This is a genomic window from Bacillus sp. AY18-3, assembly GCF_008042305.1.
In the GTDB taxonomy this organism is placed as follows: domain Bacteria; phylum Bacillota; class Bacilli; order Bacillales; family Bacillaceae_G; genus Bacillus_A; species Bacillus_A wiedmannii.
Window position 1 is genome coordinate 13,759 of sequence record NZ_QKQR01000015.1, and the last position, 15,092, is coordinate 28,850.

General features: G+C 35.9%; 17 protein-coding genes and 2 pseudogenes. 11 read left to right on the forward strand and 8 right to left on the reverse strand.

Annotated features, from left to right (window positions below):
• Nucleotides 1-2: 2 nt before the first annotated feature.
• Nucleotides 3-215, reverse strand: coding sequence for a DNA-dependent RNA polymerase subunit epsilon (locus tag DM800_RS14480; RefSeq protein WP_048546139.1), 213 nt, complete (start codon nucleotides 213-215; stop codon nucleotides 3-5).
• A gap of 547 nt (nucleotides 216-762) precedes the next feature.
• On the opposite strand from DM800_RS14480, the gene DM800_RS14490 reads away from it, so the two are divergent.
• On the forward strand, nucleotides 763-1,536 hold the full coding sequence (locus DM800_RS14490) for a Cof-type HAD-IIB family hydrolase (RefSeq protein WP_000998280.1): 774 nt from the start codon (nucleotides 763-765) through the stop codon (nucleotides 1,534-1,536).
• 60 nt (nucleotides 1,537-1,596) lie between these two features.
• Here the strand turns inward: DM800_RS14490 and def are convergent, their stop codons facing one another.
• Complete coding sequence (gene def, locus DM800_RS14495) at nucleotides 1,597-2,151, reverse strand: peptide deformylase (protein ID WP_076539891.1); 555 nt, start codon at nucleotides 2,149-2,151, stop codon at nucleotides 1,597-1,599.
• A 165-nt stretch (nucleotides 2,152-2,316) separates the two neighbouring features.
• Complete coding sequence (locus tag DM800_RS14500; RefSeq protein ID WP_000274561.1) at nucleotides 2,317-2,463, reverse strand: YjcZ family sporulation protein; 147 nt, start codon at nucleotides 2,461-2,463, stop codon at nucleotides 2,317-2,319.
• A gap of 513 nt (nucleotides 2,464-2,976) precedes the next feature.
• Here DM800_RS14500 and pdhA point away from each other — a divergent pair.
• The 4 genes from pdhA to lpdA all read left to right on the forward strand — a co-directional run bounded on the left by pdhA (nucleotide 2,977) and on the right by lpdA (nucleotide 7,874).
• Nucleotides 2,977-4,092 carry a pyruvate dehydrogenase E1 component subunit alpha gene (gene pdhA / locus DM800_RS14505; protein WP_000536893.1) on the forward strand — a complete coding sequence of 372 codons (1,116 nt, stop codon included), beginning with the start codon at nucleotides 2,977-2,979 and terminating at the stop codon, nucleotides 4,090-4,092.
• A 3-nt stretch (nucleotides 4,093-4,095) separates the two neighbouring features.
• Nucleotides 4,096-5,073, forward strand: coding sequence for a pyruvate dehydrogenase complex E1 component subunit beta (gene pdhB / locus DM800_RS14510; protein ID WP_000068162.1), 978 nt, complete (start codon nucleotides 4,096-4,098; stop codon nucleotides 5,071-5,073).
• Nucleotides 5,074-5,166: 93 nt separating this feature from the next.
• A complete protein-coding gene (gene pdhC / locus DM800_RS14515; RefSeq protein ID WP_000863412.1) occupies nucleotides 5,167-6,456 on the forward strand; it encodes a pyruvate dehydrogenase complex dihydrolipoyllysine-residue acetyltransferase in 1,290 nt (429 codons plus the stop codon).
• A 5-nt stretch (nucleotides 6,457-6,461) separates the two neighbouring features.
• Entirely contained in the window at nucleotides 6,462-7,874 is a 1,413-nt protein-coding gene (lpdA, locus tag DM800_RS14520; protein WP_000260106.1) for a dihydrolipoyl dehydrogenase, read from the forward strand.
• Nucleotides 7,875-7,914: 40 nt separating this feature from the next.
• Here the strand turns inward: lpdA and DM800_RS14525 are convergent.
• Both DM800_RS14525 and DM800_RS14530 read right to left on the reverse strand, forming a co-directional pair.
• A pseudogene (locus DM800_RS14525) lies at nucleotides 7,915-8,570 on the reverse strand (DHHW family protein); the annotation flags it as partial.
• A 29-nt stretch (nucleotides 8,571-8,599) separates the two neighbouring features.
• Nucleotides 8,600-9,994, reverse strand: a pseudogene (locus tag DM800_RS14530) (MBOAT family O-acyltransferase).
• 246 nt (nucleotides 9,995-10,240) lie between these two features.
• Here DM800_RS14530 and DM800_RS14535 point away from each other — a divergent pair.
• Nucleotides 10,241-10,468: a hypothetical protein gene (locus DM800_RS14535; protein ID WP_048546134.1), complete on the forward strand. Its 228-nt coding sequence runs from the start codon at nucleotides 10,241-10,243 to the stop codon at nucleotides 10,466-10,468.
• A 1-nt stretch (nucleotide 10,469) separates the two neighbouring features.
• Here the strand turns inward: DM800_RS14535 and DM800_RS14540 are convergent, their stop codons facing one another.
• Entirely contained in the window at nucleotides 10,470-10,862 is a 393-nt protein-coding gene (locus tag DM800_RS14540) for a DUF1885 family protein (protein WP_001163318.1), read from the reverse strand.
• A gap of 127 nt (nucleotides 10,863-10,989) precedes the next feature.
• Between DM800_RS14540 and DM800_RS14545 the strand changes: the two genes are divergently transcribed.
• The 4 genes from DM800_RS14545 to DM800_RS14560 all read left to right on the forward strand — a co-directional run bounded on the left by DM800_RS14545 (nucleotide 10,990) and on the right by DM800_RS14560 (nucleotide 11,972).
• Nucleotides 10,990-11,286, forward strand: coding sequence for a DUF3055 domain-containing protein (locus DM800_RS14545; RefSeq protein ID WP_088064496.1), 297 nt, complete (start codon nucleotides 10,990-10,992; stop codon nucleotides 11,284-11,286).
• Between the two features lie 195 nt (nucleotides 11,287-11,481).
• Nucleotides 11,482-11,610, forward strand: coding sequence for a GapA-binding peptide SR1P (locus tag DM800_RS14550; protein ID WP_000536778.1), 129 nt, complete (start codon nucleotides 11,482-11,484; stop codon nucleotides 11,608-11,610).
• A gap of 59 nt (nucleotides 11,611-11,669) precedes the next feature.
• Nucleotides 11,670-11,798 (forward strand): GapA-binding peptide SR1P, encoded by a 129-nt coding sequence (locus tag DM800_RS14555; RefSeq protein ID WP_000536801.1) that lies wholly within the window; start codon nucleotides 11,670-11,672, stop codon nucleotides 11,796-11,798.
• A gap of 45 nt (nucleotides 11,799-11,843) precedes the next feature.
• Complete coding sequence (locus tag DM800_RS14560; RefSeq protein WP_000536796.1) at nucleotides 11,844-11,972, forward strand: GapA-binding peptide SR1P; 129 nt, start codon at nucleotides 11,844-11,846, stop codon at nucleotides 11,970-11,972.
• A 35-nt stretch (nucleotides 11,973-12,007) separates the two neighbouring features.
• On the opposite strand, the gene DM800_RS14565 is transcribed toward DM800_RS14560, so the two are convergent.
• Both DM800_RS14565 and speA read right to left on the reverse strand, forming a co-directional pair.
• Nucleotides 12,008-12,838 (reverse strand): protein-glutamine gamma-glutamyltransferase, encoded by an 831-nt coding sequence (locus DM800_RS14565; RefSeq protein WP_000635322.1) that lies wholly within the window; start codon nucleotides 12,836-12,838, stop codon nucleotides 12,008-12,010.
• 75 nt (nucleotides 12,839-12,913) lie between these two features.
• Entirely contained in the window at nucleotides 12,914-14,386 is a 1,473-nt protein-coding gene (speA, locus tag DM800_RS14570; protein WP_000084901.1) for an arginine decarboxylase, read from the reverse strand.
• 366 nt (nucleotides 14,387-14,752) lie between these two features.
• Here speA and DM800_RS14575 point away from each other — a divergent pair, with 366 nt between their 5' ends.
• Entirely contained in the window at nucleotides 14,753-15,022 is a 270-nt protein-coding gene (locus DM800_RS14575; protein ID WP_000456567.1) for a UPF0223 family protein, read from the forward strand.
• The last annotated feature ends 70 nt before the right edge of the window (nucleotides 15,023-15,092 follow it).

Sequence of the window (15,092 nt, forward strand, 5' to 3'; positions counted from 1 at the left end):
GACTATACGATTTCCGCTAATATTAAATCAGCGTTTTCTTTTTCATATTCAAGATGAGCACCAGTAACAGACTGAACGAACTCGATATTATATGCGAACTTATTTAATTTCTTACGAACATCCTTTTCAGACGTAGCCTCTAAATATAAAACTTTTGTATTTTCACGTACTGGAACCTCAGTCAATTTTACTTGATAAAATACTTTAAAAATCATTTGGAAAACCTCTCCTTGTCTATGTTTTGCATTATCTGTTACTTATTATAAAGCAAACAGTCACGATTTTCATGTTTTTTCGAATGAGAATGAAGAAAAAGCCCGAAATGGGCACAATTTAAGCGATTGTCTTTTTACGGACTAGATCTTTTAAATAACGCTTGAGCTTTTTCTTCATCTTCTTCAGCATGATTACTCCTTCCTTTCCTTATTTAAAACATGCATATTACTAGTGAAAACTCCGTCTCTGATATAAGAAAGAAGACAAAAGTGAATGTTGAATCTTGTCCTTTCTCATACAGGGAAAGTTATTCTATAGTAACGATTAGTAGCCGTTAGTTATAGGTATAGTATGAGAAAGAATAGAAAAGAAAATTCATACGAACAAGTATCCACATTTTTTACTAATATATATATGCAGGTTTCATAAATAAGGTCAGAAAGTGAACGCTTTCTTCACAGATGTTTAATATGTTATACTTTTTTTTAGAATTTGAAAAGCGATAATCAAAATAGGAATATAGAGTAACAGAAAGGATTTTGACAAATGAATGATAAAATTGTCTTTTTTGATATTGATGGAACATTATTAGATCATGATAAGAAGATTCCGCAATCTACACGAGATGCAGTAAGACATTTACAAGAGAAAGGTGTGCATGTAGCAATTGCGACAGGACGTGCGCCATTTATGTTTGAAGATATTCGTGAGGAACTCAATATACATAATTATGTTAGCTTTAATGGACAGTACGTTGTATTTGAAGATGAGGTAATATTTAATAACCCGTTACATCCAGCTGCCTTACATAAGTTTACTCAGTTTGCAAAACAAGAAGGATATCCACTTGTATATCTTGATCATCAAGAAATGAGAGCATCGGTGGAATATCATGATTATGTGAAAGAAGGTTTTGGAAGCTTAAATTTTGAGCATCCGGCATATGAACCTGATTTCTATGAGAAACGTAATATTTATCAAACACTTCTTTTCTGTGAAGTGAATGAAGAAGAAAAGTTTATTAATCATTATCCAGACTTTCATTTTATTCGCTGGCATGCATATTCAATGGATATTATTCCGAATGGTGGTTCGAAGGCAAAAGGAATTGAGAAATTCATTGAAAAATTAGGATTTAACCGTGAACAAGTGTATGCATTTGGAGATGGTTTAAATGATTTAGAAATGATCGAAGCAGTTGGGACAGGTATTGTGATGGGTAATGGTCATGAAGACTTGAAAAAACTTGCAAATCACGTGACAAAGGATGTTAGTGAAGACGGCATATATCATGGATTAAAATGGGCTGGATTGCTATAAGTGAATATGAAACCCATTTCATATAAAAAAAGGCGGAAGATTAACTTCCGCCTTTTTTTATTATCGCTCTAAAGGTTTTGAATCGTCAGGAGCAGCAAATGGATTTTCTTTATTAATGTGATCATAGAACATAACACCATTTAAATGGTCAATCTCATGCTGAAATACGATTGCTGGTAAACCTTTTAAACGTAATTTTACTTCTTCGCCGTTGATAGATGTTGCTTTCACTGTAATTCTTGTGTAACGAGGGACATAACCAGGTACTTCGCGGTCTACTGATAGACAGCCTTCCCCGCTTTGTAAATATGTACGTTCAACAGAATGACTAATGATTTTTGGGTTGAATAATGCATGACTATATAACGTACCGTCCGTATCAGTTACATGAACCGCAATCATTTTCTTCGAAATACCGATTTGTGGAGCCGCTAATCCGATTCCAGGGCGCAAACTATATTTTTCAGCCATTTCAGGATCTTGGCTATTTATTACAAATTCAATCATTTCTTTAAGGGTAGTTGTATCTTCTTCGCTCGCCGGCATTGATACCTCTTCTGCAACGTTTCGCAAAATAGAATCTCCTTCGCGAATTACATCTTTCATTGTAAGCATATGTAATCTCTCCTTTCTTCTTTAGTCTACCAAAGGAGGTGGAAAAAGTCATCGACAAGTAGGGAAGCACTTTGGAAAGTGTTTTACTATAGAATATTTATGTATGTAATAAAAAGAAAAGACGGCAAAGCCGTCTGTTTCTTTCCATAGTTGTTTCATTTTACATTAGCGAATGCAAGCGGCACCAACGATAATTAAAAGAATAAACAACACAACGATTAAGGCGAAGCCGCGTCCAGACCCGCCACAAGAACCGCCATAACCGTAGGAAGGATTTGAACAAGTTGGATAGCAATATGAGTATCCGTACATGAGATGACCTCCTTTATCATTTCCCGCTAACACTGCGGTTACTATAATGTATGGAGGGAAGGATAGAAATGTATGGGTAATTACCTATAAAAGGAAGAAGAGTTTGTATATTTTTGCTAAGAAGAGAGAAAAACTAAAGAGAATTAAATCGTTTACATATTATTCTAAGAGAAAAAATAAGTTGAAAAGGGAATAATATAACAGTAGGTTAATGCTTACTAATACAGATGTGAAAAATAAAAACACGTTTGTGTAGAAGAAACCTGCAGATTATTTATAAAAAAACGTATCCAAAGTAATTGACATCGTAATTAGAATAGTTGTAAACTAAAAAACGTGATCAAGATTGTATTAATATGTTTCTGAAAAAACATTAGTACAGATTGTTAGGTACACAAAATTATTCTCAACCGACAGATAAATTTGTTGGTTTACATTGTTGCGTTTTCAGTCTAGCTAATAGATAGTGAAAGCGTTTCAGAATATGGTTCAAGAGAGGAAGAGGTGAACGGAATGGGTACTAAAACAAAAAAGACCCTATTTAATGTTGATGAGCAAATGAAAGCTATCGCAGCTCAATTTGAGACATTACAAATTTTAAATGAAAAAGGCGAAGTTGTGAATGAAGCGGCTATGCCTGAATTATCTGATGATCAATTAAAAGAATTAATGCGCCGTATGGTGTATACTCGCGTACTAGATCAACGTTCTATTTCTTTAAACCGTCAAGGACGTTTAGGTTTCTACGCACCAACAGCTGGACAAGAGGCTTCTCAATTAGCAAGTCATTTCGCACTTGAAGCAGAAGATTTCATCTTACCAGGATATCGTGATGTGCCACAATTAGTATGGCACGGTTTACCATTATACCAAGCATTCTTATTCTCTCGTGGACATTTCATGGGTAACCAAATGCCTGAGAATGTAAATGCACTTGCTCCACAAATCATTATCGGTGCGCAAATCATCCAAACTGCTGGTGTTGCGTTAGGTATGAAACTACGTGGTAAAAAATCTGTTGCAATTACTTACACTGGTGACGGTGGTGCTTCACAAGGTGACTTCTACGAAGGTATGAACTTTGCGGGTGCATTCAAAGCTCCAGCAATCTTCGTTGTACAAAACAACCGTTATGCAATCTCTACTCCAGTAGAAAAGCAATCTGCAGCTAAAACTGTAGCACAAAAAGCAGTAGCAGCAGGTATTTACGGAATTCAAGTAGACGGTATGGATCCATTAGCTGTATACGCAGCAACTGCTTTCGCTCGTGAGCGTGCAGTAAACGGAGAAGGCCCTACTTTAATCGAGACTTTAACATTCCGTTACGGTCCACATACAATGGCTGGTGATGACCCAACTCGTTACCGTACAAAAGATATCGAGAACGAATGGGAACAAAAAGATCCAATCGTACGCTTCCGTGCATTCTTAGAAAACAAAGGCCTATGGTCTCAAGAAGTTGAAGAGAAAGTAATCGAAGAAGCAAAAGAAGATATCAAACAAGCAATTGCTAAGGCTGACCAAGCTCCAAAACAAAAAGTTACTGATTTAATGGAAATCATGTACGAAAAAATGCCTTACAACTTAGCTGAACAATATGAAATTTACAAAGAAAAGGAGTCGAAGTAAGCCATGGCTCAAATGACAATGATTCAAGCAATCACTGATGCTTTACGCGTTGAAATGAAAAATGACCCTAACGTACTTGTGTTTGGTGAAGACGTTGGTGTAAACGGCGGTGTATTCCGTGCTACTGAAGGTTTACAAGCTGAATTCGGTGAAGATCGTGTAATGGATACTCCACTTGCAGAGTCTGGTATTGGTGGACTTGCAGTTGGACTTGCATTAGAAGGCTTCCGTCCAGTTCCAGAAATCCAATTCTTCGGTTTCATTTATGAAGTAATGGATTCAGTTTCTGGTCAATTAGCTCGTATGCGTTACCGTTCTGGTGGACGTTGGACTGCTCCAGTAACAATTCGTTCTCCATTCGGTGGCGGTGTTCATACTCCTGAACTACATGCTGATAGCTTAGAAGGATTAGTGGCTCAACAACCTGGTCTAAAAGTTGTTATTCCATCTACTCCATACGATGCAAAAGGTCTTTTAATCTCTGCGATTCGTGACAACGATCCAGTTATCTACTTAGAGCATATGAAATTGTACCGTTCATTCCGTCAAGATGTACCAGAAGGCGATTACACAATTGATTTAGGTAAAGCTGATATCAAACGTGAAGGTACAGATGTATCTGTTATCGCTTACGGTGCTATGGTTCATGCTGCATTAAAAGCTGCTGAAGAACTTGAAAAAGAAGGTATCTCTTTAGAGGTAGTTGACTTACGTACAGTTCAACCATTAGATATCGAAACAATCATCGCTTCTGTTGAAAAAACAGGCCGCGTAGTTGTAGTTCAAGAAGCACAAAAACAAGCTGGTATTGCAGCTAACGTTGTAGCGGAAATTAACGACCGTGCAATCTTAAACTTAGAAGCTCCAGTTGTACGTGTTGCAGCTGCTGATACAGTATTCCCATTCTCTCAAGCTGAGAGCGTATGGTTACCAAACCATAAAGATATTGTTGAAGCTGTTAACAAAGTAATGAACTTCTAATTTTTAGCTTTTCATGTGCAAAAGAAATCAGCACATGCTGGTTTCTTTTGTACATATTCCATAATAATGAAATGAATCAGGGGGCTGAATTCCGTGGCATTTGAATTTAAACTACCAGATATCGGTGAAGGTATCCACGAAGGTGAAATCGTAAAATGGTTTATTAAACCAGGCGATGAAGTAAACGAAGACGATGTACTTCTTGAAGTACAAAATGATAAAGCAGTAGTAGAAATCCCTTCTCCTGTTAAAGGTAAAGTACTTGAAGTACTTGTAGAAGAAGGAACAGTTGCAATTGTAGGAGATACATTAATTAAATTTGATGCTCCTGGATACGAAAACCTTAAATTTAAAGGTGACGATCATGATGCAGCTCCAAAAGCTGAAGAAGCAGCAGTAGAAGCTCCAGCAGCGGAAGCTACTCCAGCAGCAACTGCAGAAGTAGTAAATGAGCGCGTAATCGCTATGCCATCTGTTCGTAAATATGCTCGTGAGAACGGCGTAGACATTCATAAAGTAGCGGGTTCTGGTAAGAACGGCCGTATCGTAAAAGCTGACATCGATGCATTTGCAAATGGTGGACAAGCAGTAGCAGCAACTGAGGCTCCAGCAGCAGTAGAAGCTACTCCAGCAGCAGCGAAAGAAGAAGCACCAAAAGCACAACCAATCCCAGCTGGTGAATATCCAGAAACTCGTGAGAAAATGAGTGGTATCCGTAAAGCGATTGCTAAAGCAATGGTTAACTCTAAGCATACAGCTCCTCACGTAACATTAATGGATGAAGTAGATGTAACAGAACTTGTTGCTCACCGTAAGAAGTTCAAAGCTGTTGCAGCTGACAAAGGTATTAAATTAACTTACCTTCCATACGTTGTTAAAGCTTTAACATCTGCATTACGTGAATACCCAATGTTAAACACTTCTTTAGATGATGCTTCTCAAGAAGTAGTTCATAAACATTACTTCAACATCGGTATCGCAGCTGATACAGACAAAGGTCTATTAGTACCAGTTGTTAAAGATACAGATCGCAAGTCTATCTTCACTATTTCTAACGAGATCAATGATCTTGCTGGTAAAGCACGTGATGGTCGTTTAGCTCCGGCTGAAATGAAAGGTGCTTCTTGCACAATCACAAACATTGGTTCTGCAGGTGGACAATGGTTCACTCCAGTTATCAATCACCCAGAAGTAGCAATCCTTGGTATCGGCCGTATCGCTGAGAAGCCAGTTGTGAAAAACGGTGAAATCGTTGCAGCTCCAGTATTAGCATTATCTCTAAGCTTTGACCATCGTTTAATTGACGGCGCAACTGCTCAAAAAGCATTAAACCAAATTAAACGTCTATTGAATGACCCACAATTATTAGTAATGGAGGCGTAATAACAATGGTAGTAGGAGATTTCCCAATTGAATTAGATACAGTCGTTGTTGGTGCAGGTCCTGGTGGATACGTTGCGGCAATTCGTGCAGCACAATTAGGTCAAAAGGTAGCAATTATCGAAAAAGCTAACCTTGGTGGCGTATGCTTAAACGTTGGGTGTATTCCTTCAAAAGCGTTAATCAATGCAGGTCATCGTTATGAGAATGCAATGCATTCTGATGACATGGGTATCACTGCAGAGAACGTAAAAGTTGACTTTACAAAAGTTCAAGAATGGAAAAACGGCGTAGTTAAGAAATTAACTGGCGGTGTTGAAGGCCTTCTTAAAGGTAACAAAGTTGAAATCATTCGCGGTGAAGCTTACTTCGTAGATGCTAACACATTACGCGTAATGACTGAAGATGCAGCACAAACGTATACGTTTAAAAATGCTGTTCTTGCAACTGGTTCTACACCAATCGAAATTCCAGGATTCAAATACTCTAAACGTGTTATCAACTCTACAGGTGCTTTAAGCTTACCTGAAATTCCTAAAAAACTTGTTGTAATCGGCGGCGGTTACATCGGTATGGAATTAGGAACTGCATATGCTAACTTCGGTACAGAAGTTACTGTAGTAGAAGCTGGCGACGAAATCTTAGCTGGTTTCGAAAAAGCTATGAGCTCTGTTGTTAAACGTGCTCTTCAAAAGAAAGGTAACGTAAATATCCATACAAAAGCTATGGCTAAAGGCGTTGAAGAAACAGAAACTGGCGTAAAAGTTAGCTTTGAAGTTAAAGGTGAAATCCAAACTGTAGAAGCAGATTACGTATTAGTAACTGTAGGTCGTCGTCCAAACACTCAAGAAATTGGTCTTGAGCAAGTTGGAGTTAAAATGACTGACCGCGGCATCATCGAAATCGATGAGCAATGTCGTACAAACGTATCAAACATCTATGCAATCGGTGATATCGTTCCTGGACCACCATTAGCTCACAAAGCTTCTTACGAAGGTAAAGTAGCTGTTGAAGCAATTAGTGGCCATGCATCAGCAATCGATTATATCGGAATTCCTGCAGTATGCTTCACTGATCCTGAATTAGCATCTGTTGGTTACACTAAGAAACAAGCTGAAGAAGCAGGAATGACAGTAGCTGTATCTAAGTTCCCATTCGCTGCTAACGGTCGTGCATTATCATTAAACAGCACTGACGGTTTCCTACAACTTGTAACACGTAAAGAAGATGGTCTTCTTGTAGGTGCTCAAGTTGCAGGTGCAGGCGCTTCTGATATTATCTCTGAGATTGGTTTAGCTATCGAAGCTGGAATGACAGCAGAAGATATCGCTCAAACAATCCACGCTCACCCAACATTAGGTGAGATCACAATGGAAGCAGCTGAAGTTGCTCTTGGAATGCCAATTCACATTGTAAAATAATTATAAAAAAACGTCTTCTAAATTTAGAAGACGTTTTTTTTTATTCTTTATTTTCAAATTGATACATTTTTTATTTGTACTAGTGTCATTATAAAGGAATAACACGATATCAGCATTTAGTTTTTCGAGTTCTTGTTTTACATTTTTGCTTGCCGCAAATCGTGGATCAATAAATTTTGTTTGTTCAAACTCTTGTGCAAATAAAGGATAAGTTGCATCTGCATAAGAATCTTTAATAATGACAGCATGTAGTTTGGTTTTTGCATCTGGATTTAAAATATTTATCTGTGCATAGTCTGTTTTGTAAACGGAACTATAGTCTGGTGAAAGCTTATTTTTGTCCACTGCAAAGAATTCCTTCATCGGCATTTTCATCGATTCTTCTGATTTTGGACCGAGATATACAGTGTAATTATCCCACATATTTGGGTTTTGCTTTAATTGTACATATGGGATTGTTTCAGGTGTTTCTATTAAATTATACAGTTGTTTATTCCAACTACCGATAAAGTGTCCATTCGGTTTTTCTATAGTTATTTTATAATCATCTCGATTAACAGCATTACCTTTAAATGTTTTAGATTCATTAGCAATGTGCTTCATTGTTTGCTCGTATGCATAAAATGCACCTTTCATATTCCAATGATGATCGGTCTTAAAGTATAGATCATCTAATTGTTCATGAGTAAATTCCTTTAGTGAAATTTTTCATAGTTAGCCCTCCTTTAGAAGCGGAAGTAAATAAATGGATTGTAAGTTGCATTCGTTAAATACATCATAGTTATGATTAAGACACTCAAGTAATAAAGTGGAGATAAAATGACTACCTTTTTATTTGCTAATTGATTCTTGATCCAAGAGAAAAATGGGGCGGATGTAATAATAGCAAGTATTAAAGATTCCCCAATAATTCATCACATAGAAATAACTCGTAATGTCAGTCAACGATCTATTTAATCCGAACATTGCTTGTGAAAATTTAGAACAGTAGCTAAAATTATCAGCGCGGAAGAACACCCAACCAATAATCACTAAAAACATAACGTATACGTGTTGAATCGGCCAACATAATTTTTGTAATAATTTTTCGAAACCAGCCTTTTCTAAAGCGATTAAACATCCGTAATAAATACCCCAAATCATAAATGTCCAACTAGCTCCATGCCAAAATCCGGTTAACGCCCATACAATGAAGAGATTACGATAGATTTTCCAAGTGGATAAGCGATTCCAACCTAATGGAATATAAACATAATCACGGAACCAAGAATGAAGTGAAATGTGCCAATGACACCAAAATTCAGAGATGGATTTTGAAATATATGGGTAATTGAAATTTTTTAAGAAATCAAATCCGAACATTTTTCCTAATCCGATTGCCATATCACTGTAACCTGAAAAATCGAAATAAATTTGTAATGTGTAAGCGATCGCACCAATCCAAGCGGTAGATACGCTCATTGTTGCTGGATCCATCGCAAATATTTCATCGGCAATAGCTCCTAATTGATTCGCAATTAAAACCTTCTTTCCTAATCCAATGATAAAATGACGAATTCCTTCTGAAAACTTATCAGCAGTAACTGTTCTAACATGTAATTGAAAAGCGATTGTATTATATCGAACAATGGGTCCTGCTACTAATTGTGGGAAAATAGTAAAGTATAGTGCAAGGTCAAATAGATTTCGCTGAGCTGCTACTTTTTTCTTATATATGTCAATAATATAACTCATTGCATGGAAAGTGAAAAATGAAATCCCAATTGTAAGGGGATTTTTTCTAGTACAATGTTTGTATGAAAAATGTCATTTATATTATCTACTAAGAAATTAGCGTATTTAAAATATCCGAGTATAGCAGTATTGACAACGATTGCTATAGTCAGAATAACTGTTCTATTTGTACTAGACAGTCGGTCTTTATTAAGCCATATTTCGAACCAATAGTTGATGAAAATAGAAAAAAGCATTAGGAAGACATATATTGGTTCTCCCCAAGCATAAAATAATAAACTAAATAATAGAAGAACTATGTTTTGTAATTCTTTCCGTACTGAGTAGTACACGAAAAGAATTGCAGGTAAAAAAAGGCATAAGAAAAACAAATTGCTAAATACCATGTATCATTAAATCCTTTCTATCTTTTCTCTTTAAGGAGTATGCCATGCGATGAATGAATAATCTATCTTATAGGAGATATGAGAGAATGTATTGTTAAAAACGAGGAATATTCGCATTAGAATGGTTGGAGAATTTGAAAAAGAAAAATACAACGATGAATTAGGTGGGATTTGGAAAAGTCTACCTTCAAAATGTTAAGAGGGAAGAGCTGAAGCATATAATAGGAAGAAAAAGGAGGTAACGCTATGAAAATTACACTAGCTTCATTTTTTCATCTAGTTTTATGGAGTGGATTTTCAGTAGTGTTATTATTGTCAAGTCGTGATAAACTTCATTATAAAATTTTTCTTTTTCTTATATTTTTGTACTTAGCGTATGTAATAGCGTATGTCATACTAAGTGCAAGGAGAAAAGCGATGCTTCTTACTTGCACAAATAGTATGATCTTTCTAATCATTTATTTTTGTTTTTAAATTAACGTTTATAGAAATACATTGTTCTTCCATTAAATAATTGTAATTCTCCTTCTAATTTCTTCGCTAGAAAACGGCAAAATTCATTTGCTTTTCCTTTATCACCGAATGTTGCATTAGGTGGTAAAGAAATCTGAATAAAAGATTGTTCCTTTTCTATACCAACACCAACATATATGGAGTCATATCGATCGTGAGTAGCTTGTAGTTTTAATGTTGTTGCTGATGTATCTAAAATTTCATAAGGAAAAGCGGTATTTGTATAAGCGTAATTAATTTGAACACCAGTTTTGGAAGTAACTGTTTTATAGTACTGAAAAAGTTGTTTTATATCATCTGTTGAAACAGTTTGTTGATTGGATTTAGGTACAAGCGTAATAAAGGCATGTTGCATATAAGTTCCTCCTAACTTAGTAGAATACTATCATTCTACATCCTACTGAATTTTTTGACAATTAAAAGGAGTATTCCTTTTTTTGTTTAATATACTAATGAAAGGTGATGTAGAAAGGTGGAAACCGATGTTTGAAAAATTGTATGATGAGCATGAAAGTGTGAAGGTACGATTTTTGGGGTTTATGACACATGATACTCGTTATGATTTTGGTGTTATTTATACAAATATGTTTTTTGGAAAGCTGCTCATTGTTTGTATGCAAACAGGAAGGTCTACTTTACTTGGAAGAGATGATGTAGAGAATGTGCAACATATACAGGAAGTTTTTAAATTAGGGTCAGAAGAGGAAGCAGCAGAGTTAGCTCAGTTTTTTAAATTTTTAGTCCCATCTACTTCTTTGCATGCGGAATATGAAGAATAATTAATGTAAAACAGTCGTACGTATAAATATGGCTGTTTTTTTTGTTCGAATATCGCATACTAATTTAAATTAAAAATATTTAATGTGTTATACTAAAAACCTATTGACGTAAAAAGTATAACATATTAAAATAAAGACAGAAAGTTAAGCGGTTACAAAAGTTTTTGGGATTATAAACTTAGGGGGAAATGAAAAATGGGAACGATCGTATGTCAAGATTGTGAAGGTACAATTGCACACTTCGAGGATGAGAAAGTAACGGTACTTTACGGGAAATGTGGATCTTGCGGATGTGATCACACAGAGCATACAAAAGCCCAATAATTGATAGGAAATGGACAGCTAAAAGTTTTTAGGACCATAAACTTAGGGGGAAATGAAAAATGGGAACAATCGTATGCCAAGTATGTGAAGGAACAATCGGACATTTTGAAGATGAAAAAACGACAGTGCTTTACGGAAAATGTGGTACAAATTGTGACTGTGCTAATAGAGACAAGGCGAAAGCTTAATTATAAATAAGTAGATTATTATTAAAACTCAGGGGGAAATGAAAAGTGGGAACAATCGTATGCCAAGTATGTGAAGGAACAATCGGACATTTTGAAGATGAAAAATCAACAGTACTATACGGAAAATGTGGATCTCATTGCGAATGTGACCATAAAGAACATACAAAAGCTTAAATAAGAAGAAGCGCCTACATATGTAGGCGCTTTTTTTAATAAATTGTAGTTGTATGGCCAACTGTTGCAACGATTGCATCATCTCTAATCGGAATAAATCCTATCGATGTCTGTGGAGTGCTAGGAGAGGCGTAGTGGCTCATGAGACGGCTATCAATACGGGTAATAGTATCGGTCAAGAAAGCTGAAATAAAAGCGTAAGGGACTCGTCGTTCATTTAATGAGTATATAATTTCCTCTTTTGTTTTTACACCTACGCCATGTCCGTAAAAAAAGAAATTTCCTAGATAGATTGTATTTTCTCCTTGCCACTCGATCGTAGCTGGATTCACTTGTGGATTTTTAAAATAAACGAGATCACCTGGAACAAGATCGCCACCCGTTTTTGTTATGAGCTTTAAATCTTGATCGTAGTCCCACGTATAAAGTAAAAGGTTTGCAAAGAGACGGTTGAAAGTTTCTTCCTCATATAATGATAGTAAAGCTTTGTAAAAAATAATGATCATAGCGGTGGCGCATTCAGTTCCATATAGTTTTCCGTTTTTGAAAATATCTTGTATGGCAATGGAAGGGGGTATGTTTGGTAGTAGCTCGAATCCTCCAAGTGGTGTTCTTTTCCAATACTGGGGGTTGCAAAAGGATTGTTGAAATGTGCGAAACTGAAATCCACTTTGAAAAAGTTCTAATGCAGAAGTAATAATATTCACTCGCAAATTTAGATCAAAGCTGAGTTCATCAGATGTTCGGAAGGAATAAATTTCTTGATTTCCTGCCATTATCGATAAAATTTGTTGTTTCTCAGCTGCAAATGGCTCATATTCATTTGTGATATAAGGATGTACAATAGAACGGCCTATTACAATCATAATAGTATCCCCACCTATACGTTACATTACTTAATATCGTATGGGAAAAGAGAAAAAAGGTGAAAGAAAAGCCTATCAACTGATAGGCTTGTACTCTTTAATCACACGTAATGTTTGTAATGTCATATCTTCAGGACCTTGTACAGGTAAACCCGCTTCTAAGTTTTTACGAATATACTCTAAGTTATCTTGTGTAATAATTTCCCCCGGAGTAAAGATTGGAATCCCTGGCGGATAAACCATAACGAAATCAGCTATAATACGACCTGCTGCATTTTCAAACGGAATGACTTCTGTTTCCGAATAAAAAGCATCTCGAGGAGAAAGTGCTAGCACTGGAATTTCTGGAATTTCTACTTGTATTTGAACACCTTTATCGGCTTTATTTCTAAATGTTGCTGCTAAATCTTGTAATGCTGCAATAAGCGTATTTGTCTCACTTTCTGTATCCCCAAAAGTGACAAGACATAGTATGTTGTATAAATCCGAGAGTTCTACTTCAATGTTATATTGCTCTCTAAGCCATACTTCAGCCTGATGGCCTGTAATACCTAAATCTTTTACAGATACAATTATCTTTGTAGGATCGTAGTTAAAAGTAGCATCTGTACCTAGCATTTCTTTCCCAGGACAGTAAAGATCCTCAACAGCATTAATAGCATCACGAACTTGTTCCGCTAATTGAATTGTTTGTTCTATGAGTGCTGTTCCTTCTGTAGCAAGACGTTTTCTAGCAACATCTAGGGATGCTAACAAGATGTAAGAAGTTGATGTAGTCGTAAGCATGCTAATAATAGATTGAACATGTTTAACGTTCACAAGGCCTTCCTTCACGTTAAGAATAGAACTTTGCGTTAAAGATCCTCCTAATTTGTGAACACTTGTTGCTGCCATATCTGCACCGGCTTGCATCGCTGACATCGGCAATTCATCGTGAAAATGAATATGAACACCATGAGCCTCATCAACTAGTACAGGGATATCATAAGAATGGGCTAATTGGACAATCTGTTCTAAGTCCGCAGCAAAGCCAAAGTATGTTGGATTAATAACAAGTAAGCCTTTCGCATCTGAATGCTCTTCAAGTGCCTTTTTGACAGATTGAATTGTGATTCCGTGTGAAATACCAAGTTTTGGATCGATTTCAGGATGCATGAAAATCGGTTTTGCACCTGAGAAAATAATAGCTGACATTACTGATTTATGCACGTTTCGTGGCACTAGGATTTTGTCACCAGGACCGCACACGCTCATCACCATTGTCATTATTGCACCACTTGTACCTTGAATAGAAAAGAAAGTATGATCTGCACCAAATGCAGCGGCTGCTAAATCTTGTGCTTCTTTAATCATACCTTTTGGATGATGTAAATCATCGAGCGGCGCAATATTAATTAAATCAATTGCTAATGCATTATGCCCAATAAATTCGCGAAATGTAGGATCCATGCCCTGTCCTTTTTTGTGACCAGGAATATGGAATTGAATTGGATTTCGCTTACTGTGCTCAACTAAAGCGGTAAACAATGGTGTTTCGTATTGGGACAATCTATACACCCCTTCTTTTTCATAATATTTATTAGAGTTTGTTTTATATAATCTTGTTCTAAAAAAGTTAAGTGCTTTTTAGAATGAGACTTGTTTTTCTGCCAATCACAAAAGCATTTTTGAGATGGTAGGTTCACTTTATTTTCTATAAAACAAAAGCATTATATCACCAATAATTATAGATGTATAGAAAAAATATTTTTACAGTGAGTATGTTAAATAGTTATTTCCAATTAACTTATAGAGGAAGACAATTCCATCACAATGAATAAATAGTGTATAATGCAAAGTGGCTATAGTGAAGAAGAAAAAAATCCCTTTAAGATAGCATATTGAAATAAGAAGAAATGATAAATGAGGTGCGAAATGGAATATCAATATCCGTTAGATTATAATTGGTCAAATGAGGAAATGGTTGTAATTGTGAAGTTTTATGAAGCAATTGAGAAAGCATATGAAAAAGGAATTATAAGAGAAGAATTAATGGGATTATATCGTCGTTTTAAAGAGATTGTTCCATCTAAAGCAGAAGAGAAGAAAATTGATAAAGAGTTTCAAGAAGTAAGTGGATATTCTATATACCGTGCGATTCAAAGGGCGAAAGAAACTGAAGAACAAAAGCTTGTGAAAATGTAAAAAAATTTTGAAAAATGAAAACTGAAGTGATATAATGTGATAACAACTAAAAACGGACAATATAAATTGT

Coding starts and splice junctions, on each gene's coding strand:
- DM800_RS14480 (WP_048546139.1), bottom strand. CDS start 215: ATGATTTTTAAAGTATTTTATCAAGTAAAATTGACTGAGGTTCCAGTA.
- DM800_RS14555 (WP_000536801.1), top strand. CDS start 11,670: ATGGGAACAATCGTATGCCAAGTATGTGAAGGAACAATCGGACATTTT.
- DM800_RS14500 (WP_000274561.1), bottom strand. CDS start 2,463: ATGTACGGATACTCATATTGCTATCCAACTTGTTCAAATCCTTCCTAC.
- def (WP_076539891.1), bottom strand. CDS start 2,151: ATGCTTACAATGAAAGATGTAATTCGCGAAGGAGATTCTATTTTGCGA.
- lpdA (WP_000260106.1), top strand. CDS start 6,462: ATGGTAGTAGGAGATTTCCCAATTGAATTAGATACAGTCGTTGTTGGT.
- DM800_RS14550 (WP_000536778.1), top strand. CDS start 11,482: ATGGGAACGATCGTATGTCAAGATTGTGAAGGTACAATTGCACACTTC.
- DM800_RS14490 (WP_000998280.1), top strand. CDS start 763: ATGAATGATAAAATTGTCTTTTTTGATATTGATGGAACATTATTAGAT.
- DM800_RS14545 (WP_088064496.1), top strand. CDS start 10,990: ATGTTTGAAAAATTGTATGATGAGCATGAAAGTGTGAAGGTACGATTT.
- DM800_RS14575 (WP_000456567.1), top strand. CDS start 14,753: ATGGAATATCAATATCCGTTAGATTATAATTGGTCAAATGAGGAAATG.
- DM800_RS14565 (WP_000635322.1), bottom strand. CDS start 12,838: ATGATTGTAATAGGCCGTTCTATTGTACATCCTTATATCACAAATGAA.
- DM800_RS14540 (WP_001163318.1), bottom strand. CDS start 10,862: ATGCAACATGCCTTTATTACGCTTGTACCTAAATCCAATCAACAAACT.
- DM800_RS14535 (WP_048546134.1), top strand. CDS start 10,241: ATGAAAATTACACTAGCTTCATTTTTTCATCTAGTTTTATGGAGTGGA.
- pdhA (WP_000536893.1), top strand. CDS start 2,977: ATGGGTACTAAAACAAAAAAGACCCTATTTAATGTTGATGAGCAAATG.
- pdhB (WP_000068162.1), top strand. CDS start 4,096: ATGGCTCAAATGACAATGATTCAAGCAATCACTGATGCTTTACGCGTT.